The organism is Ruegeria sp. YTSB088, from assembly GCF_059609825.1.
Map to the genome: position 1 here is coordinate 284,928 of NZ_JBXWMM010000005.1, position 20,251 is coordinate 305,178.

The window sequence follows — 20,251 nt, forward strand, 5'->3', positions numbered from 1 at the left end:
CCCATGCGCTGGTCCCTGTTCATACCGCTCCTGCTCGGCTCGCCCCTTTGGGCGGCGGATTGGGATGTGCCCAACCGGGCGGGGGCCATCAATGAAATACTGGCGCAGGCGGCGGATGGAGACACCCTCCGCCTGAGCCCCGGTGTCTATGCCGAGCATCTCGTCCTGGACCGGCCCGTCATCATCGACGGGCAGGGCCAGGCCACCATTGACGGGCAAGGCACCGGCAGCGTCATCACCGTGACCGGCCCGGGCGTGACCGTGCGCAGTCTGACTGTGATCGGCTCGGGCTCAAGCCATGACGGGATCGACAGCGGAATCCAACTGACCAAGACGGCCCGCGCGCCGCTGGTCGAGAATAATGTTCTGCTGGGCAATCTTTATGGCGTCGACATTCATGGTGCCAAAGACAGTATCGTGCGTGGCAACCGGATCGAAGGACGTTTGGACCAGCGGATGAACGACCGCGGCAATGGCGTCTATGTCTGGAATGCGCCGGGCGCGGTGGTCGAGGGCAATGACATCCGCTATGGGCGCGACGGAATCTTCGTGAACTCGTCCAAGAAGAACACCTTTAAAGGCAACCTGTTCCGCGACCTCCGGTTCGCAGTGCACTACATGTATGCCGACAATTCAGTGGTCAGCGACAATGTCTCGATCGGTAACGATCTGGGCTATGCGGTCATGTTCACGACAAATGTGAAGGTCGCAGACAACGTCTCGATCGGTGACCGTGAACACGGCGTGATGCTGAACTACGCCAACAAGAGTGAGATCACCGGAAACGTGGTGATCGGTGCCAAGGAAAAGTGCACTTTCCTTTATAACTCCAACAAGAACGAGTTCACCGACAACTGGTTCCAGGGATGCGGCATCGGAATCCATTTCACCGCCGGCAGCGAACGCAACCGGATCGTCGGCAACGCCTTTGTCGGCAACCGGACACAGGTAAAATACGTCTCGACCAAATGGGTCGAGTGGTCGGAAGACGACCGCGGCAATTACTGGTCCGATTTTGCCGCCTATGATGTGGATGGCAACGGCATTGCCGATGCCCCCTATCGCCCAAATGACTCGATGGACCATGTGCTGTGGACCCAACCCGCAGCCAAACTGCTGCTCGGCTCTCCCGCCGTGCAGCTGGTACGCTGGTCGCAATCCGCTTTTCCGGCACTGTTGCCCGGTGGCGTGATGGACAGCAATCCATTGATGCAACCCCCTGAACCCCCAGCTATGAAAAAGGTGCCTCATGACGGATAAGGCCCTGACTATTGACCATGTCAGCAAGGATCGAGGGCAAACCCGCGTTCTTGACGATATCACCCTGTCTCTTGCCCCCGGCCAGCGCGTTGCGCTGCTGGGCCATAACGGCGCAGGCAAGTCGACCCTGATCAAATCCATCCTTGGCCTGACGCCGATCCATCGCGGAGCCATTCGGATCGGGAACGCCACCCCCGGTAGCGCTCAGGCACGGCGCGAGACGGCTTATCTGCCCGAAGCGGTGTCGTTTCATCCCGCATTGACCGGGCGCGAGCAATTGACCCTTTTCGCAAAACTGTCCGGGACCAAGGCCGATGTGCCCAGCTTACTGGATCGTGTCGGCCTGAGCGACGCTTTGGACCGTCGGATCGGAACCTATTCCAAAGGAATGCGGCAACGTCTGGGTCTGGCGCAGGTGCTGTTGGGCCAACCGAAAGTGGCTTTGCTGGATGAGCCGACAAGCGGGCTGGACCCGATTTCTCGGCAAGATCTTTATGCCATCATCGACGAGTTGGCCGCCCAAGGCACCGCCGTCCTGATTGCCAGCCACGCACTGACCGAGGTCGAGGCCCGCACCGACCGTATCGCCATCATGCGAAAGGGTCGGATGGTGGCCGATGACACGCTGAACAATCTGTCGGCGCTGGCCGGTCTTCCGATCCGTCTGAAAGTGCGTGCTAGCGCCAACGCCGATGCCTTGGCTGCTGAACTGGGTGGCAACCGGATCAACGGTGCGTTGGTGGAACTGCTCTGCACCCCCGCTGACAAGATGGAGGCTCTGCGCCGCATCGCCGGAATGGGCGACGCGGTCGCGGATGTGGAAATGACCCCGCCCAAGCTTGAAGATCTTTATCGTCACTACGCGCAGGAGGGACTGCAATGACCCGCTTTCTCGCCATCACCCGCACCGAAATGTTGATCCTGCGCCGCAACCGCTGGTTGCTGGTCGCTACGCTTATCATGGTGCTGTTCGCATTGGCGTTGACCTTTGCGGGCAGCGCGCCAACTGGCACGCTGGGCGTTGACATGCTGACCGTTTCGGTTGCGTCGATGACCACGCTGTCGGTCTACCTCGCGCCCCTTCTGGCGTTGATGATCTCGTTCGACGCCATCGCCGGAGACGTGGACCGGGGCAGCCTGTCTCTGTTGTTGTCCTATCCGGCAGGGCGCGGAGAAATCCTGTTGGGCAAGTTCACCGCACATCTGTCTGCGCTGGCGTTCGCCATGACGGTCGGTTTCGGTACCGCTGGCGCAGTGGCTGCCTTCTTTGGCGGTGCCGGGCCGGAAAGCCTTATGGCTTTGGTCCGTCTCATTCTCACGTCCATCCTTCTGGGCGCCGTGTTTCTGGCGCTGGGATACCTGCTGTCTGCCATGGCTAAGGGGGCTACGGCGGCGGCGGGTCTGTCGGCCGGGCTCTGGCTGGTTTTTGTTGTCCTCTATGATCTGGGCCTGTTGGGGGCTGTCGTCATGGACAAGGGCGGCACCTTTACCCAATCCGTCTTTCCGTGGGTGATGGTGGCCAACCCGGCCGACGCATTCCGTCTGTGGAACATCGCTGCGACCGAAGGAGTCGCGATGGCTTCGGGCATGACCGGGGCCGCGCAGGCCCTGCCTGTGTGGGCCGCGCCGGCATCTTTGTTGATCTGGCCAGTGATTGGCTTTGCCCTCGCGCGACTGGCATTCCGGAGGGTCGAGCCATGAAACCCCTCGTCCTGATTGCGTTGATCGCGCTGGCGGCCTGCAGGGAAGAACTGGCCGAAGCCCCCGACCCGGTCGACCTGACCCCTGATGCGCTGAGTTATTTCTGCCAGATGAACATAGCCGAACATGGCGGTCCCAAGGGGCAGATCCATCTGAAGGGATACCCCGCACCGCTGTTCTTTGCGCAGGTGCGAGACATGGTGGCATATCTCAAAAGCCCTGAACGAGATGCCGACATCACAGCCGTCTATGTCAGCAACATGGGCATTGCGACAAGCTGGCGACAGCCGGGTATCTCGAACTGGATCGCCGCGGATGGCGCGATCTTTGTTGTTGGCGCCAATGTGGCGGGCGGCATGGGTGCGCGTGAAGTGGTGCCATTTGCCGATCCTGCTGATGCAAAGGCATTCATTGAAATTTACGGCGGGACCGCACTGGGTCTGCCGGACATCCCGGATACCGAAGTGCTTGGCCCCGTCGATCTTGAACTGCCGCTGGAGACCCCCGTATGACCGCCCTGTCGCGCCGCCGATTTCTGATCATCTCAGCCGCTTGTGCTGCGGCCACACCGGCCGCGGCCTCTGACGCGCGTTGGCACGGCACCGCGCTGGGTGCCGCTGCAAGTCTGCGTTTGGTCGGGATGACGGATGTTGAAGCTGCACCCATCATAGCGGCCGTTGAGACCGAGATTGCCCGGCTGGAAGATATCTTCAGCCTGTATCGCCCGCAATCGCAGCTCAGCCGGTTGAACCACGATGGTGTTCTGACGGCGCCTGCTCCTGAATTGTTGAACGTGCTGGGTCTCAGCACAGCGCTGCATCAGGCATCGGGTGGCGCATTTGATCCGAGCATTCAACCCGTGTGGAGGGCATTGGCTGCGGGCGCGCGCGCTGACGATCTGGTTGAAGTTCAGCGGGCAGTTGGCTGGGAAAAGGTAATTTTCGATGCCTCGACCATTCGCCTGCCCATGCCCGGAAGATCCGCGCTGACGCTGAACGGTATTGCGCAGGGCGCGATCACTGATCGGATCGCCGCACTGCTGCGTGGCTTTGGTCTGAGTGATGTTCTGGTTGATATGGGGGAAATTGCTGCTCTGGGCGCGCGTGGCGACGGTGCGCCCTGGAAAGTTGGGCTGGCAACACCGGATCAGACGGTTCTGAAGCGGATCGCGCTGCGCGATCGTGCCGTGGCGACATCGTCTTCGCTGGCCACTCAACTGAGCCCCGGTCTTGGGCACATCATCACCCCGGACGGGCCAGCAAACCGTGAAAGAACGGTTTCGGTTTCTGCCCCGGAAGCGGCAATTGCGGATGGGCTGTCCACTGCACTTTGTGCGGCATCAGCCGACAAAGCGAGTGAGATCGTAGTACGTTTCCCCGACGCCAGTATCGAACTGAACGTATGACGAAGGATTACGTTTCTCAGGCAGATCAAGAAAAATTCGCGAAAAGTATGATATAGGTCAATTCGTACGCTGCTTCAGGCAGCTAGGAAGTAAAGACGCGAACCTATCTATCCAAATACGAGTCGCCAGCTATGAGCCAGATGACGAGCAGACGCGCTTTTCTAAGCGTGCGTGTCCTGCGGGAGGACCGCGATGCGATCCGTCCGCCGGGGGCAGTCGCAATTGGCTTCGGCGATTTGTGCACGCGTTGCGAAGATTGCGCCGGGGCTTGTCCCGAAGACATCATCACGTTCGACGACAGCGGCTTTCCCGTTCTGGACCTTTCCGCAGGCGGTTGCACCATGTGTGGTGACTGCGCTGATATTTGCCCGACCCCTGCGTTGCTGCCCGAGCGTGTTTCCGAGTGGCCATGGCGCGCGCAGATCGACGCCGCAAGCTGCCTGTCGATGAACGGGGTGAGTTGCCGCTTGTGTCAGGACAATTGCGAACAGGATGCCATCCGCTTTCGCCTGCAACTGGGCGGACGCGCTGAACCGGCGCTTGAAACTGAAACCTGCATCGGTTGCGGCAGTTGTTCCGCCGCCTGTCCCGCCGGGGCCATCGCGATGCATCGCCCCGCCCCTCAACACCCGGAGGTGACCCAATGAATATCTGTGGCTGTCTAATCCACATCGCCCCCGATTACACCGACGCCGCTCGCGCGGCGATAACCGGAACCCAAGGCGTCGAGCTTCATGCCGAAGCCGAGGATGGCCGGTTTGTTGTTGTTGTCGAGGATACGGCCGACCGGCTGGCCTCGGACACCATCATGGATCTGCACCAGATCCCCGGCGTGATCTCACTGTCACTGACTTATCACCATTTCGAAGATCCCGCGGAGACGGCTCCGCGTCCTGATGCTCCAAGCCAACCGTCCAGCAGGAGGCCCATGCAATGACCATCTCTGAATCCCGTCGTACATTCCTGAAAGCGACCGCAGCGGCAGCCACTGCCTCGGCTGCGGGCATTCCCATGGCCACAGGTCAGGCCAACGCCCAGGTCGGCGCGCCCGATATTCGCTGGGACAAGGCTGCCTGCCGGTTCTGCGGCACAGGCTGTTCCGTTCTGGTGGGCACCAAAGACGGTCGTGTGGTGGCCACGCAAGGTGACCCAGACGCACCAGTGAACCGGGGACTGAACTGTATCAAGGGCTATTTCCTGTCCAAGATCATGTATGGCAAAGACCGCCTGACCACGCCGCTTTTGCGCAAGACCAACGGCGCCTATGACAAGAATGGCGAGTTCGAGCCGGTCAGCTGGGATGAAGCTTTTGATGTGATGGCCGCCAAATGGAAAGAGGCCCTTGCCAAGAAAGGCCCGACCAGCGTGGGGATGTTCGGTTCGGGTCAGTGGACGGTCTGGGAAGGCTATGCCGCTGCCAAGATGATGAAGGCCGGGTTCCGGTCGAACAACATTGATCCAAATGCGCGTCACTGCATGGCTTCGGCTGTGGTTGGTTTCATGCGCACCTTCGGCATCGATGAACCGATGGGGTGCTATGACGACTTCGAGCACGCCGATACGTTTGTGCTGTGGGGCTCGAACATGGCCGAGATGCACCCGATCCTGTGGTCGCGCCTGACCGACACCCGCCTGACCAAGCCGGGTTGCGAAGTGCATGTGCTGTCGACTTTCGAGCACCGTTCGTTCGAGCTTGCCGACAATGGCATGGTGTTCAAACCGCAAACTGATCTGGCGATCCTGAACTATATCGCCAATTACATCATCCAGAATGGTGCGGTGAACGAAGAGTTCGTCATGAACCATGTCAACATCACCAAAACGGCAACCGATATCGGCTATGGTCTGCGCGACAACAACCCATTGCAGCAAGAAGCCGAAAACCCGAACTCGGGCAAGATGGAACCAATAAGCTTCGAAGAATATGCCGAGGCCGTTTCGGAATACACGCTGGAATACACTTCGGAACTGTCCGGTGTCCCGGCAGAAAAACTGGAGCGTCTTGCCAAACAATATGCCGACCCGGACCGCAAGGTCATGAGTCTGTGGACCATGGGTTTCAACCAGCACACCCGTGGGTCCTGGGTAAACTCGCTGATGTACAACGTGCACCTGCTGGTGGGCAAGATTTCGGAACCTGGCAACTCGCCCTTCTCGCTGACCGGTCAGCCGTCGGCCTGCGGCACAGCGCGAGAGGTCGGTACTTTTGCTCACCGTCTGCCCGCCGACATGGTCGTCATGAATGACAAGCACCGCGAGATCTGCGAAACCTCCTGGAATGTGCCTGCGGGCACCATTCCGCCCAAGCCCGGCTTTCACGCCGTGCTGCAACACCGCAAGCTGAAGGATGGCGATCTGAACGCCTATTGGGTTCAGTGCACCAACAACATGCAGGCTGCGCCGAACATCAACGAGGAAGGCTATCCCGGCTATCGCAACCCGGAAAACTTCATCACTGTTTCAGACCCCTACCCGACGGTCACTGCGGTTTCCGCTGACCTGATCCTGCCCACCGCCATGTGGGTCGAGAAGGAAGGCGCCTATGGCAACGCCGAGCGCCGCACCCAGTTCTGGCGACAACAGGTCAAGGCCCCGGGCGAGGCCAAATCGGACCTGTGGCAGGTGATGGAGTTCTCGAAGCGCTTCACCGTCGAAGAGGTCTGGGGCGAAGAATTGCTGGCCACCATGCCGGAACACCGTGGCAAGACCATGTATGACGTCCTGTTTGCCAATGGCAGCGTCGACAAGTTCCCGCTGTCGGAGACCGCCGAGGGCTTTGATAACGATGAATCCGAACATTTCGGCTTTTACGTTCAGAAGGGTCTGTTCGAGGAATATGCCGACTTCGGACGCGGGCACGCGCACGATCTGGCACCGTTTGAAACCTATCACCAAGCCCGTGGTCTGCGCTGGCCGGTCGTCGACGGCAAGGAAACGCTTTACCGCTTCCGCGAAGGCTATGACCCATATGTATCGGCGGGCACCGGTGTGGAGTTCTATGGCCACAAAGACGGCAAGGCCAAGATCATTTTTGCGCCGTATGAACCTGCTCCGGAAGAGCCCGACGCGGAATTTGATCTGTGGTTGTGCACCGGTCGCGTGCTGGAGCATTGGCATTCGGGCTCGATGACACGCCGGGTTCCTGAGCTGCACCGCGCTTATCCATCCGCTGTCGTCTACATGCATCCGCAGGACGCCAAGGATCGCGGATTGCGCCGGGGCCAGGAGATTGTTCTGTCAACCCGTCGCGGCGAGGTCACCAGCCGGGTTGAAACCCGGGGTCGGAACAAGGTGCCACGCGGTCTGGTCTTCATGCCCTGGTTCGACGAAAGCCAGTTGACCAACAAGCTGACGCTGGACGCGACCTGCCCACTGTCGAAAGAGACCGATTTCAAGAAGTGCGCCTGTAAAGTCGAACGCGCGTAACCAGAAAGGATCGTACGGGTCGTTCCCATGTCTCTTGTCGATAAACCCCTTTCGCCGCAGCGGCGCCGGTTCCTTCAGGACTCGGCGCGGGCGGCGGGCGGCTGCGTGGTCGCAGGATCGCTGCTGGCCTATCTGGCCCGCGACGCCCGCGCCCTGCCTGCCGATGCCTTGCGCCCACCCGGCGCATTGCCGGAGAAGGAGTTCCTGTCGGCCTGTATCCGTTGCGGTTTATGCGTGCGGGAATGCCCATACGACACCCTGAAACTGGCCGAACTTGGCTCGGATGCGGTGGCAACGGGAACACCATTCTTCACCGCCCGGGATGTTCCCTGTGAAATGTGCGACGACATTCCGTGTGTCGCCGCATGTCCAACAGGGGCACTGGACCCCGGGCTGGACAATATCGACGACGCCGAGATGGGGGTTGCCGTACTGGTCGATCAGGAAAACTGCCTGAATTTCCTCGGTCTGCGTTGCGACGTCTGTTATCGCGTCTGCCCCGTCATTGACGAGGCGATCACTTTGGAGACGGCGCATAATACCCGGTCGGGCCATCATGCGTTATTCATTCCCACCGTCCATGCCGACCACTGTACAGGTTGCGGCATGTGCGAAAAAAGCTGTGTTCTGCCCGAGGCCGCCATCAAGGTTCTGCCTGCCCGGCTGGCGCGCGGCAGTTCGGCAGAGCATTACCGAAAGGGGTGGGAGGAAAAAGCCGCCAAAGGTGCACCAGTGGTCGAGGGGATCATCGATCTGCCCGACCGTTTGCCCGGACCGGGAACCGACAATCTTGCCGCGCCCGGCGGATTTGCGCCGGAATATGATCTGCCTGGGGTGGGACAATGAATGCTCGCACACATATGCCCGTAGGTCAGGAGGCCGTTGAAGGCAAAGGGTGGATCGGGGCGCATCGTTTTTTGCTGATGCGTCGTGCAAGTCAGCTGTTCTTTCTGGTTCTGTTTCTGCTGGGCCCATGGTTCGGCATCTGGATCGTGGAGGGCACTTTGGCGGGGTCACTGACGCTTGGCGTGTTGCCGTTGACCGATCCGTTCATCTTGTTGCAAAGCTTCGTCGCAGGCCATTGGCCCGCGATGACTGCGCTGATCGGTGGGCTGATCGTTCTGGTGATCTATGCCCTGATCGGTGGGCGTGCCTATTGTTCCTGGGTCTGCCCCATAAACCCGGTGACGGACGCGGCCAACTGGGTGCACCGCAAACTGGACCTGCCGAAAGGCTGGCAACCCAAGCGCGGCACTCGGTTGTGGATTCTGGCAACCGTCCTGCTGGTCTCGGGCCTGAACGGCGTGATCGCGTGGGAGTTGGTCAACCCGATCACCATGCTGCATCGCGGGCTGGTATTCGGCATGGGCTTTGTCTGGGCCATGATCGCGGCCATCTTCGTCTTTGACGTTTTCGTCGCACGCCATGGCTGGTGCGGCCATCTATGCCCCGTGGGCGCGTTCTACGGGCTAATCGGGTCCAAAAGCCTGCTGCGGGTCAGTGCGGCCAATCGCACGGCCTGCGACGACTGTATGGATTGCTATGCGGTCTGTCCTGAAAATCAGGTGATCTCGCCCGCGCTGAAAGGCAAGCCGGGAAGCTCGCCCCTGATCCTGTCATCCGACTGCACAAACTGCGGACGCTGCATCGATGTCTGCGCAGTCGACGTCTTTAACTTTACTCACCGGTTCGACGACCATGTCGTTCAACCTTCCGATCCAGTTGCCGCGCCTGAGCCGCGCGCTGCCAGACCTATCTAGGGGAGTGCCAAGATGAAAAGAACAATCGTTACAGGCGGAATTGCCCTTCTACCCGTATTGTTGCTGAGCGGATGGGCCCTTGCGCAATCCGCACAGGTAGAATCCCTGCGCGGGGCCGAGATTGACGAACCGGTGCCACTGGATCAGATCCACCGCAACGTCGAAGGGCGGCAGCAGCGCAATTATCGCCAGCAGCCGCCGTTGATCCCGCATTCGGTCGAACAATACCAGATCGACATTCGCACCAACCAATGTCTGTCCTGTCATGACTGGACCAAGGCGGGCGAGCGCAACGCACCTACCCTGTCGATGACCCACTATCTGGATCGCGATGGCAACGAGCTGGATCAGATTGCTGGAACCCGGTACTTCTGCAATCAGTGCCACGTTCCACAGGCAGACGCGCCGCCACTGGTCGACAACGTGTTCCAGCCCTCCGCCAGCAACTGATCCAACGCAAGACTGAAAGGAGCACCGACATGGCAGACTCCCCTGAAAAACGCGGCTTGCTTGGTCGCCTCTGGAACGCGATCTGGACACCGGCAGTGATGTTCAGCTCGGGCTTTCTGATCCTCGCCGGCTTTCTGGTCGGTATCCTGTTCTGGGGTGGATTTCACTGGGCGCTGGAACTGACCAACACCGAAGAGTTCTGTGTGTCCTGCCACACGATGGAAACGAACCTGGGCGAGTACCGGGAGACGATTCACTACAACAACCACTCCGGTGTACGTGCGATCTGCTCGGATTGCCATGTTCCGGATGAGTGGAGCCACAAGATCAAAGCCAAGATCATGGCCGTGAAAGACGTCTATCATGAACTGGCGGGCACGATCAGCACACCCGAAAAATATGAGGAACACCGTCTGGCGATGGCATCGGCCGTGTGGAAGAAGATGAAAGCGTCTGACAGCCGCGAGTGCCGCAACTGTCACAACTTTGACTACATGGACTTCACCATTCAGGAAACACGCGCCGCGTCGGAACACCAACGCGCCATAGACAGCGGTATGACCTGTATCGATTGCCACCAGGGCATTGCGCACAACCTGCCACCCAACTACCTAGAAACATACGAGAAGGTGACTGCTGCACTGGACGGTGAAGTTGTGCAGGAGCACGCGACTGCCGTGGGTGACGACATCCGCGATTTCCTGAACAACAGCTCAAATTGATGTGGGGGCAGAGATGTTAGAGTTACTTGGAACCATTGGCAGCAACATCCTTGGTTTGCCCGGCATACTTGGTCTGGCCCTCGGCATGATGACCCGCAAGTTGTGGCTGGGCGCGACATTGGGCGGTGCAGTTGGCGTACTTGAAACGCTGGTTTTTGCAGGCTTCCAGTTTGCGCATGTAGAGCCACTGGAACTGATCATCTCGATTGTGGTCGGAATCTGTGCAGGAAGCTTGGGCACTGCCATTCGCATCAAAGGCGCAACGGCCTGAAACACAGCCGGTTTCACCATTTCGGTGGAACCGGCTTGTCCCGTCGGGCCAGGGCAGAATTGTCACAAAATCAAGGACTGTCTGCTTGTGCTTTAACGCCCGCTATCACCAATTCCGCGTCTCCGGGTAAGGAGCGGAAGGATGCGGGCAATTTGCGATCGGTGATAAGCACGTCCTTCTCGGTCAGCCCAGGCAGGCGTAATGCCGGGCTGGTCTGGGCCTCGTTGAATTTTGTAGAATCAACAGCCATGAAGGTCTGGTCAGCGATATCAGACATCGCACGGGCCATGTCAGCCTCGCATTGGTCATAGACCATGAAGCCTTTGCTTGGATGCACCAGCGATGCCGACAATATGGTCGTCCGGGCCGAGAATCCTGCAATGACGTCATATGCGGCGCGGTCAAAGGCGGCCCCGTCGTGGTTGCGCAACTGTGTTCCCGCCATGAAGACCCTGTTGCCCTCTTCCATCGATAACGTGGCCGCGATGAAGGCCGAATTTGTCACCACCGTGAGGTTTTTCCGCGCGCGAAGTGCTTGAGCTATGAAGCCCGAGGTCGAACCCGTGTCGATGGCGATGGCCGAACCGTCCGGTATCCGCCCTGCAACGGCATCGGCTATCGCGACTTTGGCGGCGCGGTTCTTCGTCATGCGGGCCAGAAACGGTGGATCCAGCACATTTTGAGTGCTGACCAATGCACCATGCACCTTGGAGAGGCTGCCTTTGGCGACCATCGGCTTCACGATTCGCCTTACGGTCTGGTCCGACACCTGGAGAATGCGCGCCAGTTCCATGACCGAAATTCGCCCATGCAGGTTTACCGTGCTGAGAATCTCTTGCTCGTATTTCGACATAAAGCGCCGCGTTATTTGTTGATTTCATCAGGTTACTTGTAAGGTTGACGCTGTTCAAGCGACTTACTTCAACACTATTCAAACTTTTTTGTTGATTTATGTTGTTTTTGGATTTTTGATGAAAGCATATCAATTGAAGTGAGTTGGCGCATGACAACGCATTCGGTCAGACATCTCATCATTGGCGGGGGCATCATCGGATGCTCAATCGCGTATCATCTCGCACGGTCCGGTGAGACAGATGTTGTTCTTCTGGAAAGGGCGTCCCTGACCGAGGGGGCCACCTGGCATGCGGCGGGGCTTGTCGGGCAGTTGAGGTCATCACGCAACACGACGCGGATGCTGAAACGGTCCGTGGCGCTGTATGATCGTCTGGCCGAAGAAACCGGGATGGAGTTCGACTGGAAGAAGGTTGGAAGCCTGCGCCTGGCGGCAACCAAAGAGCGGCTTCTGGAAGCCAAGCGTCTAGCGACAATGGCCCGCAGCTTTGATCTGGAGATGGAGATAATCTCGGCGGCCGAGGCCAAAACGCTGTTTCCTTATATCGACGCGAAGGGATTGGAAGGCGCGGCCTTTATCGCCTCGGACGGTCATGTCGATCCCGCAGGCTTATGTCAGGCAATCGCGTCCGGTGCCCGGATGCACGGTGCCCAGATCCGCCAATCCGTGCAGGTTACCGATTTTGAAATCCGCAACAATCGCATCGCCAAAGTGATGACATCAGAAGGGGACTATGAAGCGGAAACCGTCGTTCTGGCCGCCGGAATGTGGAGCCGCGAGCTGGCCGCGAAACTCGGGGTCGTTGTCCCGGCCTGCGCCGTCGAGCATCAATACATCGTAACGGAACCCCTGCCCGACCCCGATCTTGTAAAACGCCTGCCAACCCTGCGGGATCCCGAGCGGCTGGTGTATTACAAGCCTGACGCGGGCGGACGACTAGTGATCGGCGGGTATGAGGACAACACACTGCCGTTCGGCGACAGGGGCATTCCGGGCGCGTTTGTCCGGCAGTTGTTGCCCGACAACCTGGAGCGGTTTGCGCCCCTTGCCGAACTGGCAGGTCGGGTTACGCCGGTCGTCAACACCGTTGGAATCCGGCAGGTCATCAACGGCCCCATCCCTTATTCCGCAGATGGCGATTTTGTCATGGGATGGGCGCCCGAGCTGGGAAACCTGATGCTGGCGACCGGATTTCTGTACGGCATCGCGGCAGGTGGTGGCGCGGGAGAGATGATCGCGGAGTGGATTGTTGAAGGCCGCCCGAGCCTTGATCTGTGGCCTCTGGACGTTCGCCGGTTCAGTCCGCATCACGCCACGCGCGCCTTCATGTATCCCCGCGCGGTCGAACATTACGCGCATCATTACAAGATGCGATATCCGGGACAGGAGGCGGAAACGGCCAGAAACCTGCGCCTGTCGCCACTGCATGAGCGGCTGAAGCAACATGGGGCGGTGTTCGGGTCAAAGAATGGATGGGAGCGGCCGCTCTGGTTCGCTCCTGTCGGTGTAGAGCCTGTGGATCAGTTGGATTTCCTGTCGCCGGGTTGGAAAGCCTATGCCGAGCAGGAACACAAGGCCGCGCGCGACGGTGTAGTTCTGATCGATCAAACCAGTTTCTCAAAGTTCGAACTGATCGGTCCTGGCGCGCTGGAAGCCCTTCAAAACCTCGCCGTTTCAAACATGGACAAGCCGGATGGCACGGTGATCTACACCCAATTGTGCAATGATCGCGGCGGCGTTGAAGCCGATATCACCGTCACCCGATTGGGGCGGGAACACTTTTATATCGTGACCGGGTCCGGATTCGGCGTGCATGACGCGGACTGGATCCGACGTCACCTGCCCCGCGACGGGTGCGCGCAGCTGATCGAAATGACATCGGCACGCGCCGTCATCAACATCTGCGGCCCCAAAGCGCGGGATGTGATGCAGACCGTTGCGGAAGAAGACGTCTCGAACCTTGCGTTTCCCTTTGCAACGGCCCGAGAGATCACTCTGGGAACGGCAAAGGTCCGCGCGATCCGTATAGGCTATGTGGGAGAGCTGGGATGGGAGCTGCATATTCCAACCGAGTTCGCCCTGCATGTCTACGACCTATTGTGGTATGCCGGTCAGAACCATGGCATCCGCGACATCGGCTACCGCACGATCGAGTCCTTGCGGCTGGAAAAAGGCTATCTTTACTGGAGCGCTGACATCACCCCAGACTATTCACCAATCGAAGCAGGCCTTGGCTCGCGGGTACATTTGAAGTCCAAAGAGGACTTCATCGGACGGTCGGCGTTGGAGGCGCAGAAAGTGAACGGTCCTGACCGGCAGCTCTGTACATTCATCACTGAAGAACGGCTGCCGATCACCGGAGGGGAAACCATACTGCAGTCCGGCAAGACAGTCTCGCTGGCATGCAGCGGTGGATATGGGTTTACCGTCGGCAAGACCATCCTCTACGGTTATCTGCCTGCGGGACTGGCTGGTGGGTCAGATTTCGAAGTGGAGGTGTTCGGGGAACGCCACGCCATCCGCCGCGTGGACGGGCCGCTTTATGATCCAGCAAACGGCCGGTTGAAAGCCTGAGGGAATGAACGATGCAGAATGAACCAAAAAATGAGATTATTCAGGTCCTTCGCAACGTGGCGGGGTTCGAAACCCTTGTTGAGGCGGACATTCACACCCAGCGGCTGGGTGGGTTAACCAATCTGGTCTATCGCGTCGAAGGCGGGCCAAGGACGGTGGTTGTGCGTATCCCCGGTGAAGGCACCGAAGCCTATATCGACCGCGCGGTCGAAATCCACAACGCACGGGTGGCAGCAAAGGCCGGGGTCGGCCCCGAAGTTCTGTGGGCAGACGCGTCATCTGGCGTGATGATCAGCGATTGCGTGACCGACATCGTCACGATGACACCCGAGATTTTTGCGACGCGCCCGGGGTCTGCTGCCCGCGCGGGAAAGGCCCTGAAGCAGCTTCATGGCGCCCCTGAGCCGTTCAAGTTTCGGTTTGAGCTGTTTTCGATGATCAGCGAATACATGAAGGTGCTTGCGGACAAAAACGCCACCCTGCCAGAAGGTTACGCGGACGTCGTGGCAGAAGCGGCTCCGATCCGCGCGTTGCTGCGTGACAAACCAGGGACATTGGTCCCCAGTCATTGCGACCCGCTGTGCGAAAACTTTCTGGATGACGGCCAGCGCATGTGGATCGTCGATTATGAGTATTCAGGCATGAACGACGCCCTATGGGATCTGGGTGATCTGTCCGTCGAAGCCGGGTTGAGCGACGAGCAGGAACTCGAGATGTTGACGGCCTATTTCGGTAACCCGCCTAGCGATGCGCAGATCGGGCGTATGGTGATCTACAAAGCCATGTGTGATCTGCTGTGGACGCTGTGGGGATTGATCCAGCACGCGGATGAAAACCCGGCCGAAGATTTCTGGGCCTATGCCACCAGTCGGTTCGAACGGTGCAAGGCCCTGATGCTGGCTCCGTCCTTTGCGGCCCATGCGAGAGCCGTGGCGCAAGAATAGAAGGTTGCCCGCTGGCACATCAAACTTGGAAACCGGTTGTGACTTTGCCTGTCTCCTAGCTTTGGATCGCATCCGCCGACGCTTTAATGCCGGCAAAGGTCGGTCTGAGTTCAATTCAGGGTGACGACGGGACGTGGATTTTTTCTTGCGAAGTGGATTGGTTCCGGGTTCGCAGCTTCCTTTTGCACGGCTTCGGAATACCTTCCTGCAAACCATTAAGCGGCCGCTTGGAAAGGCGCATGTCGGGTGGCTGTGTCCTTGACCTGAACGCGCTGGATGTGATGCGAACCTGATGCAGGGCGTTTTGATGAGCAGACACGAACGCAACGCCATTTGGGTTTAATGACATGCAATCGTGAGTGTCCGATTTTTCGTTGGAATGAGGCGGAAAACACTGCGAAACGAGGCGGTTCTGCCAGATATTTAATGTCGGCAACAGCGCTTGCGCAAATACGGCAACCTTGACGTCACGTCAGGCATATGACGACAATCTTGATAGTCCGGTCGTTCCGAACCCTTGCGGGTATAATCAATTGGAAGCTGGAACCCGATGATTTGGCAGGAAAAACACGTGACGGTGTGATAATTCTGACGTATATCGGTCAATCAATATAACAAGTTAACTGTGCGGCCTACGCCAAACATGGATTCAGCACAAAATCCTCTCTACTTTTGGATTATACATATACATTATGTTTTAAGGGGAAAATCAGGGGGATAGATATGGACGGAGTCGCAAGACAATGACGCGAGTCCTTGAGGCATCACCACGCATTTCAAAAGTCCTTTATCTGGCAGATCTGAACGACTATGCCACTCTGTTTCAGAGAGAGGGCGTGGATGACGACATTCTGGACGAGTTGACTGATCCGGAACTGCGTGATCTCGGGTTGACGGTTGGTGAAAGGAAGCGGTTTCGGAAGGCGCAGGCCAGGCTGAAATCACAGGAAGCTTCGACGCGGCCCGAAGTTCAGTCGAATGCCGAGCGCCGGCATCTCACTTTGGTTTTCTGCGATCTTGTGGGGTCGACACGGCTGGCTCAGCGATATGACCCGGAAGACCTGATGCAGATCATGAACCTGTATCTGGATACGGCGATCGGCACCTTGAAACAACACGGCTGCCACCTGGCCTATCGGCAGGGCGACGGCATCATGGTGTATTTCGGATACCCGAAGGCCATGGAAGATGACGCCGAGCGTGCTGTGCGGGCGGTATTGGAAACCATTGAAGCCGTTCAGAATCTTGAAAACGAGTTTGGAGAAAAGCTCGACCTGCGGGCGGGTATTGCAACCGGTATGGTTGTTGTGGGCGTCGTTTCCTCGAAAAGCCTGGGATCTCAGGACTTTCTGGTGGGTGAAACGGCGAATCTTGCGTCCCGTCTTCAGGGGTTGGCCGAACCGGGTGAAGTGATCATTTCTTCCGAGACCTGGCGGCTGACCCAAGGTGCCTTTGAATTCGAACCGCGTGGCAGCCATGAGCTGAAAGGCTTTGACAATCAGCGCAACGTGTACCGCGTGGTGTCGGAGATCATTTCCTCCAGCCGGTTCGACGCGAGGGTAGGTCAATCTGCGGTCGATCTTGTGGCCCGGCAGGACGATCTTTCGACTCTGACCCAACTTTGGAGCGAGGCACAGGAAGGCTCAGGCAGGCTGACGCTTGTCGGGGGTGCGGCAGGTATCGGCAAATCAAGGCTGATCAAATCGCTGTCTGAAACGATCGGGGTCAAGCCCTTTACGTTGCAGTGCATCCCTCACCTGACCAGTCTTCCCCTGCATCCTATTGTAGGAGAGTTGAGGCGCGTTTCAGGTGATAAATCAAATGACAGCATCACGTCTTCGATTTCCGACTTCGTGCAAACGGCTTCTCGTCTGAGTGAAGCCGATTTGCCCGTTCTTCTTGATCTGGCGGGTGTGGAGACCGGCGCCCCGACAGAGTCGGATCCGTTGAAGAAAGCGCGCAAGTCTCTTGACGTGATGCTGCGCAGTCTGGGCAGCCTGTGCGACAGGCGCGGTACTTTGTTGTTGGTGGTTGAAGACGTTCACTGGGCCGATGCTACCACATTGGACGTCCTGGATGCGCTTGCGTCAGCTTTGAGCAACTTTCCGGTACTGGTGGTTCTGTCCCATCGACCTGAATACGAACCTCCGGAACATTTCGAGAGCCGAGCCGCACGCATTAATCTGTCTCCGCTTGGCAACACCGAAGCATCCGAACTGGTTCGGCGCGTGGCTGAGCCATACAGTTTGCCTGTCATCCTGATCAGGCAGATTATCGAGAAGGCAGATGGCGTGCCGCTGTACATCGAAGAAATGACAAAGGCGGTTTTGGACCAGCTGCCCCAGGACGCCCCGATAAATGCCGAGGTTCTGGATGCGCTGAGCGTCCCGGCCACCCTTCAGGACTCGCTGATGTCGCGTCTTGATCGGATGGAAAATGCCAAGCCAGTCGCCCAGCTCGGATCGGTTATCGGACGCAGTTTCAACGCTCAGATGATACACGCGGTCGCGCATGCAGATATGGATGTAGAAAGCGCCCTCATGCAGCTTATGGCGGCTGGCGTCGTGCTGATTACCAGCGCTTCAGGGTCGGCCACATACACGTTCAACCACGCGCTGGTTCAGGATACGGCCTATAATTCGTTGCTGCGGGAAGACCGGCAGAAGGTGCATCTGAAAATTGCCCGGGCCTTGCTGGACGGTCACCAAGCATTCGGCAATCCGGCCCCCGATACCGTCGCGCATCATTGCGATCTTGGCGGATTGAAGGATGAAGCCGTTGCGAATTGGGTCACTGCAGGTGAACTGGCATTGTCCCGGCTGGCGAACCTGCCTGCGATTTCCGCTTTCCGGGCCGCCCTGCGCAACATCGGAACCATGGCGGCCAACGCAGATCGCGATGGATTCGAGCTTCGGGTTCAGATGAATATTCTGCCCGCCTATATGGCGATCTACGGGTGGTCGGCCGACCAAGTCGGAGAAACTGCTGCCCGGGCAATGGAACTGGCCCAGTCTTTGGGCGACGGTGAAACCCTGTTCGCCGCTACCTTCTGCCGCTGGACCAACTTCTTTGTTGGCGGTCAGATGAACCGAGCGATGGAAATGGGACAAGCACTGGATATGATGGCAGGCATGTCCGCTGACCCCGTCGCCAACGTTCTTGCGGCGCGGGCCCTGAGCTTCACTCATTACTTCCGTGGGGAATTTGCTGAATGCGAACAACAGCTTGAGCGCGCTTTCGCCCTGATCACACCCGAGCTGGATATGGCCATGATGCCCATGACCCAGTCTTCCACGACCGCCTCTTTGCTGGCCATTCAGGGATGCCTGCTGTGGCAGCAGGGGAAATTCGAAAAGGCCGAAGCCGCGCGTCTGGAAGCCATCGAGGTCAGCAGGGCGCTGAATCATGCACCCAACCTTGTCTACGTAATGGGCGCTTGCAGCATGTTCCTGCCCTATGCGGGTGAATGGGACCGGCTTGATGTGACGATGAAGGAAGCCAGAAAAGTCGCGGATGAGGAAGGGTTTCTTTACCTTCACGCGATGCAGGACATCTACATGGGTCTCGCGCAAGCCGGGAAAGGCGATATCGCAGGTGTTCCGGAACGCATCGAGGCATGCATGAACCTGATCTCCAAATCTGGTGGAAACTTTACTTTTCCTCAGAATCAGATTGTTCTGTCTGAGTTAATGATAGATCACGGAGTTATTGATCAGGCTTTGGACCGGCTCGAAACCGTTTGCATTCCCGGTTGGGAACGTGGGGAGATGCTGAACAAACCTGAATATCACCGTGTGCGAGCAAAGGCTTTTGCCGCAAAGGGGGATTTGGACGCTGCAATTGGCGAGGCGAAACAAGCGCTTTCGCTTGCCCAAGATTGCCGCGGTGTCGTTCAGGAGCAGCGGGCGCGCAATCAGCTGGACAGATTGAGCGAAACAAAATGAGAACAATATTGACTGCCCCGCCGAATTGGGCAGCAGCAGCGAGAGGGATTTGAAATGACCGATGCATTGGATTGGAATGAAGATCAGTGGAGCGCCGTGAACAAGGCCGTCCATGACGAGGCACTGCGCGCCCGGGTGGCAGCCAGTTTCCTACCCCTATACGGACCGCTGCCCGCAGACACGCAATCTGTTCCGCTGAACAAGCTCAGTCTGGTCGACAACTCATCTGGTGCATCCAAAGAACGTCTTGACGTGAACGATTATGACACCTTGCGCCTTACAACCGTATCGGTGAACGTGTACCTGAAAGGTGCACAGGTGGCTGATCCGGAACTGGCCGCAGCTCAGATCATGTTCCGCCGAGCGGCCGCTGTTGTGGCCCGGGTAGAGGACGACATCATTTTCAACGGTCAACCCGGTACCGGACAAGCCCCCAAACACGCTGGCGCCGCGGGCACCTCACTGCCGCAGATCTATACGATCAGCGGCGGTGGCAAATATCCGGGATTGCTTGAAGCGGGCGAAAGCAAAACCAATACCGCGACCAAAAAAAGCTATACCGGAACCGATGTTTTCGAGGCCGTCGTCACGGGCATCAGCACGCTGGAAACGCATGGTTATCTGGGCCCCTATGCCTGTGTGATGGGCAATGATCTGTTTCGGGCAGCTACCACTCCGCTGCCGAACTCGATGGTACTGCCTCGTGACAGCATCCTCCCGTTCCTGGACGGGCCCTTGCTGCGTTCCAGCACCCTGCCCCCGAACAAGGCAGTGCTTGTGTCCCTGCTGGGTGCACCAGTTGAAATCGTCGTGCCCTCGGATATCGCCGTGAAGTATCTGCAAACCTCTGCCGAAGGAGAGCATATCTTCCGCGTGCAGCAGAAATTCCATCTCAGGATCAAGGAAGCTGAGGCCATCTGCACCATCACGTGCTAACCGGA

Annotated in this window: 18 protein-coding genes; 17 read left to right on the forward strand and 1 reads right to left on the reverse strand. The window is 58.3% G+C overall.

Features of this window, described 5'->3' with window-relative positions; genetic code table 11:
• Positions 1–3: 3 nt before the first annotated feature.
• The 13 genes from AC2FFA_RS10590 to AC2FFA_RS10650 all read left to right on the forward strand — a co-directional run bounded on the left by AC2FFA_RS10590 (position 4) and on the right by AC2FFA_RS10650 (position 10,995).
• Complete coding sequence (locus AC2FFA_RS10590) at positions 4–1,260, forward strand: nitrous oxide reductase family maturation protein NosD (RefSeq protein WP_496851651.1); 1,257 nt, start codon at positions 4–6, stop codon at positions 1,258–1,260.
• Positions 1,250–2,143: an ABC transporter ATP-binding protein gene (locus tag AC2FFA_RS10595; RefSeq protein WP_117873492.1), complete on the forward strand. Its 894-nt coding sequence runs from the start codon at positions 1,250–1,252 to the stop codon at positions 2,141–2,143. The genes AC2FFA_RS10590 and AC2FFA_RS10595 overlap by 11 nt, the downstream gene beginning before the upstream one ends.
• Positions 2,140–2,961, forward strand: coding sequence for an ABC transporter permease (locus AC2FFA_RS10600; RefSeq protein ID WP_299898324.1), 822 nt, complete (start codon positions 2,140–2,142; stop codon positions 2,959–2,961). The genes AC2FFA_RS10595 and AC2FFA_RS10600 overlap by 4 nt, the downstream gene beginning before the upstream one ends.
• Entirely contained in the window at positions 2,958–3,473 is a 516-nt protein-coding gene (locus AC2FFA_RS10605) for a nitrous oxide reductase accessory protein NosL (protein ID WP_496851652.1), read from the forward strand. Before AC2FFA_RS10600 ends, AC2FFA_RS10605 begins: the two co-directional genes overlap by 4 nt.
• Positions 3,470–4,366, forward strand: a complete 897-nt coding sequence (locus tag AC2FFA_RS10610) for an FAD:protein FMN transferase (protein WP_496851653.1) — start codon at positions 3,470–3,472, stop codon at positions 4,364–4,366. Before AC2FFA_RS10605 ends, AC2FFA_RS10610 begins: the two co-directional genes overlap by 4 nt.
• A gap of 131 nt (positions 4,367–4,497) precedes the next feature.
• Positions 4,498–5,013 (forward strand): ferredoxin-type protein NapF, encoded by a 516-nt coding sequence (napF, locus tag AC2FFA_RS10615; RefSeq protein ID WP_496851654.1) that lies wholly within the window; start codon positions 4,498–4,500, stop codon positions 5,011–5,013.
• Entirely contained in the window at positions 5,010–5,303 is a 294-nt protein-coding gene (locus AC2FFA_RS10620; RefSeq protein WP_496718132.1) for a chaperone NapD, read from the forward strand. The genes napF and AC2FFA_RS10620 overlap by 4 nt, the downstream gene beginning before the upstream one ends.
• A complete protein-coding gene (gene napA, locus AC2FFA_RS10625) occupies positions 5,300–7,792 on the forward strand; it encodes a nitrate reductase catalytic subunit NapA (protein ID WP_496851655.1) in 2,493 nt (830 codons plus the stop codon). The genes AC2FFA_RS10620 and napA overlap by 4 nt, the downstream gene beginning before the upstream one ends.
• 27 nt (positions 7,793–7,819) lie before the next feature.
• Positions 7,820–8,638 (forward strand): ferredoxin-type protein NapG, encoded by an 819-nt coding sequence (napG, locus tag AC2FFA_RS10630; protein WP_496851656.1) that lies wholly within the window; start codon positions 7,820–7,822, stop codon positions 8,636–8,638.
• Positions 8,635–9,552, forward strand: a complete 918-nt coding sequence (gene napH, locus AC2FFA_RS10635) for a quinol dehydrogenase ferredoxin subunit NapH (protein WP_496851657.1) — start codon at positions 8,635–8,637, stop codon at positions 9,550–9,552. Before napG ends, napH begins: the two co-directional genes overlap by 4 nt.
• A gap of 12 nt (positions 9,553–9,564) precedes the next feature.
• The gene (locus AC2FFA_RS10640) at positions 9,565–10,002 is read left to right on the forward strand and encodes a nitrate reductase cytochrome c-type subunit (protein ID WP_117873509.1); all 438 of its coding nucleotides are present in this window, start codon (positions 9,565–9,567) and stop codon (positions 10,000–10,002) included.
• 29 nt (positions 10,003–10,031) lie between these two features.
• Complete coding sequence (locus AC2FFA_RS10645) at positions 10,032–10,724, forward strand: NapC/NirT family cytochrome c (protein WP_496851658.1); 693 nt, start codon at positions 10,032–10,034, stop codon at positions 10,722–10,724.
• A gap of 13 nt (positions 10,725–10,737) precedes the next feature.
• On the forward strand, positions 10,738–10,995 hold the full coding sequence (locus AC2FFA_RS10650) for a hypothetical protein (RefSeq protein WP_496683118.1): 258 nt from the start codon (positions 10,738–10,740) through the stop codon (positions 10,993–10,995).
• Between the two features lie 70 nt (positions 10,996–11,065).
• Here AC2FFA_RS10650 and AC2FFA_RS10655 read toward each other — a convergent pair whose 3' ends face one another.
• The gene (locus AC2FFA_RS10655) at positions 11,066–11,848 is read right to left on the reverse strand and encodes a DeoR/GlpR family DNA-binding transcription regulator (protein WP_496851659.1); all 783 of its coding nucleotides are present in this window, start codon (positions 11,846–11,848) and stop codon (positions 11,066–11,068) included.
• 150 nt (positions 11,849–11,998) lie between these two features.
• On the opposite strand from AC2FFA_RS10655, the gene AC2FFA_RS10660 reads away from it, so the two are divergent.
• The 4 genes from AC2FFA_RS10660 (at position 11,999) to AC2FFA_RS10675 (ending at position 20,246) form a co-directional block, all read left to right on the forward strand.
• Positions 11,999–14,422: a GcvT family protein gene (locus tag AC2FFA_RS10660; protein WP_496851660.1), complete on the forward strand. Its 2,424-nt coding sequence runs from the start codon at positions 11,999–12,001 to the stop codon at positions 14,420–14,422.
• 11 nt (positions 14,423–14,433) lie between these two features.
• Positions 14,434–15,366 carry a choline/ethanolamine kinase family protein gene (locus tag AC2FFA_RS10665; protein ID WP_117873517.1) on the forward strand — a complete coding sequence of 311 codons (933 nt, stop codon included), beginning with the start codon at positions 14,434–14,436 and terminating at the stop codon, positions 15,364–15,366.
• 743 nt (positions 15,367–16,109) lie between these two features.
• Positions 16,110–19,310: an adenylate/guanylate cyclase domain-containing protein gene (locus tag AC2FFA_RS10670; protein ID WP_496851661.1), complete on the forward strand. Its 3,201-nt coding sequence runs from the start codon at positions 16,110–16,112 to the stop codon at positions 19,308–19,310.
• A 54-nt stretch (positions 19,311–19,364) separates the two neighbouring features.
• Entirely contained in the window at positions 19,365–20,246 is an 882-nt protein-coding gene (locus tag AC2FFA_RS10675; protein WP_496851662.1) for an encapsulin, read from the forward strand.
• The last annotated feature ends 5 nt before the right edge of the window (positions 20,247–20,251 follow it).

Excerpts from the sequence above, each read along its gene's own strand:
- AC2FFA_RS10590 (WP_496851651.1), top strand. The coding sequence starts at position 4 with ATGCGCTGGTCCCTGTTCATACCGCTCCTGCTCGGCTCGCCCCTTTGG.
- AC2FFA_RS10595 (WP_117873492.1), top strand. The coding sequence starts at position 1,250 with ATGACGGATAAGGCCCTGACTATTGACCATGTCAGCAAGGATCGAGGG.
- AC2FFA_RS10600 (WP_299898324.1), top strand. The coding sequence starts at position 2,140 with ATGACCCGCTTTCTCGCCATCACCCGCACCGAAATGTTGATCCTGCGC.
- AC2FFA_RS10605 (WP_496851652.1), top strand. The coding sequence starts at position 2,958 with ATGAAACCCCTCGTCCTGATTGCGTTGATCGCGCTGGCGGCCTGCAGG.
- AC2FFA_RS10610 (WP_496851653.1), top strand. The coding sequence starts at position 3,470 with ATGACCGCCCTGTCGCGCCGCCGATTTCTGATCATCTCAGCCGCTTGT.
- napF (WP_496851654.1), top strand. The coding sequence starts at position 4,498 with ATGAGCCAGATGACGAGCAGACGCGCTTTTCTAAGCGTGCGTGTCCTG.
- AC2FFA_RS10620 (WP_496718132.1), top strand. The coding sequence starts at position 5,010 with ATGAATATCTGTGGCTGTCTAATCCACATCGCCCCCGATTACACCGAC.
- napA (WP_496851655.1), top strand. The coding sequence starts at position 5,300 with ATGACCATCTCTGAATCCCGTCGTACATTCCTGAAAGCGACCGCAGCG.
- napG (WP_496851656.1), top strand. The coding sequence starts at position 7,820 with ATGTCTCTTGTCGATAAACCCCTTTCGCCGCAGCGGCGCCGGTTCCTT.
- napH (WP_496851657.1), top strand. The coding sequence starts at position 8,635 with ATGAATGCTCGCACACATATGCCCGTAGGTCAGGAGGCCGTTGAAGGC.
- AC2FFA_RS10640 (WP_117873509.1), top strand. The coding sequence starts at position 9,565 with ATGAAAAGAACAATCGTTACAGGCGGAATTGCCCTTCTACCCGTATTG.
- AC2FFA_RS10645 (WP_496851658.1), top strand. The coding sequence starts at position 10,032 with ATGGCAGACTCCCCTGAAAAACGCGGCTTGCTTGGTCGCCTCTGGAAC.
- AC2FFA_RS10650 (WP_496683118.1), top strand. The coding sequence starts at position 10,738 with ATGTTAGAGTTACTTGGAACCATTGGCAGCAACATCCTTGGTTTGCCC.
- AC2FFA_RS10655 (WP_496851659.1), bottom strand. The coding sequence starts at position 11,848 with ATGTCGAAATACGAGCAAGAGATTCTCAGCACGGTAAACCTGCATGGG.
- AC2FFA_RS10660 (WP_496851660.1), top strand. The coding sequence starts at position 11,999 with ATGACAACGCATTCGGTCAGACATCTCATCATTGGCGGGGGCATCATC.
- AC2FFA_RS10665 (WP_117873517.1), top strand. The coding sequence starts at position 14,434 with ATGCAGAATGAACCAAAAAATGAGATTATTCAGGTCCTTCGCAACGTG.
- AC2FFA_RS10670 (WP_496851661.1), top strand. The coding sequence starts at position 16,110 with ATGACGCGAGTCCTTGAGGCATCACCACGCATTTCAAAAGTCCTTTAT.
- AC2FFA_RS10675 (WP_496851662.1), top strand. The coding sequence starts at position 19,365 with ATGACCGATGCATTGGATTGGAATGAAGATCAGTGGAGCGCCGTGAAC.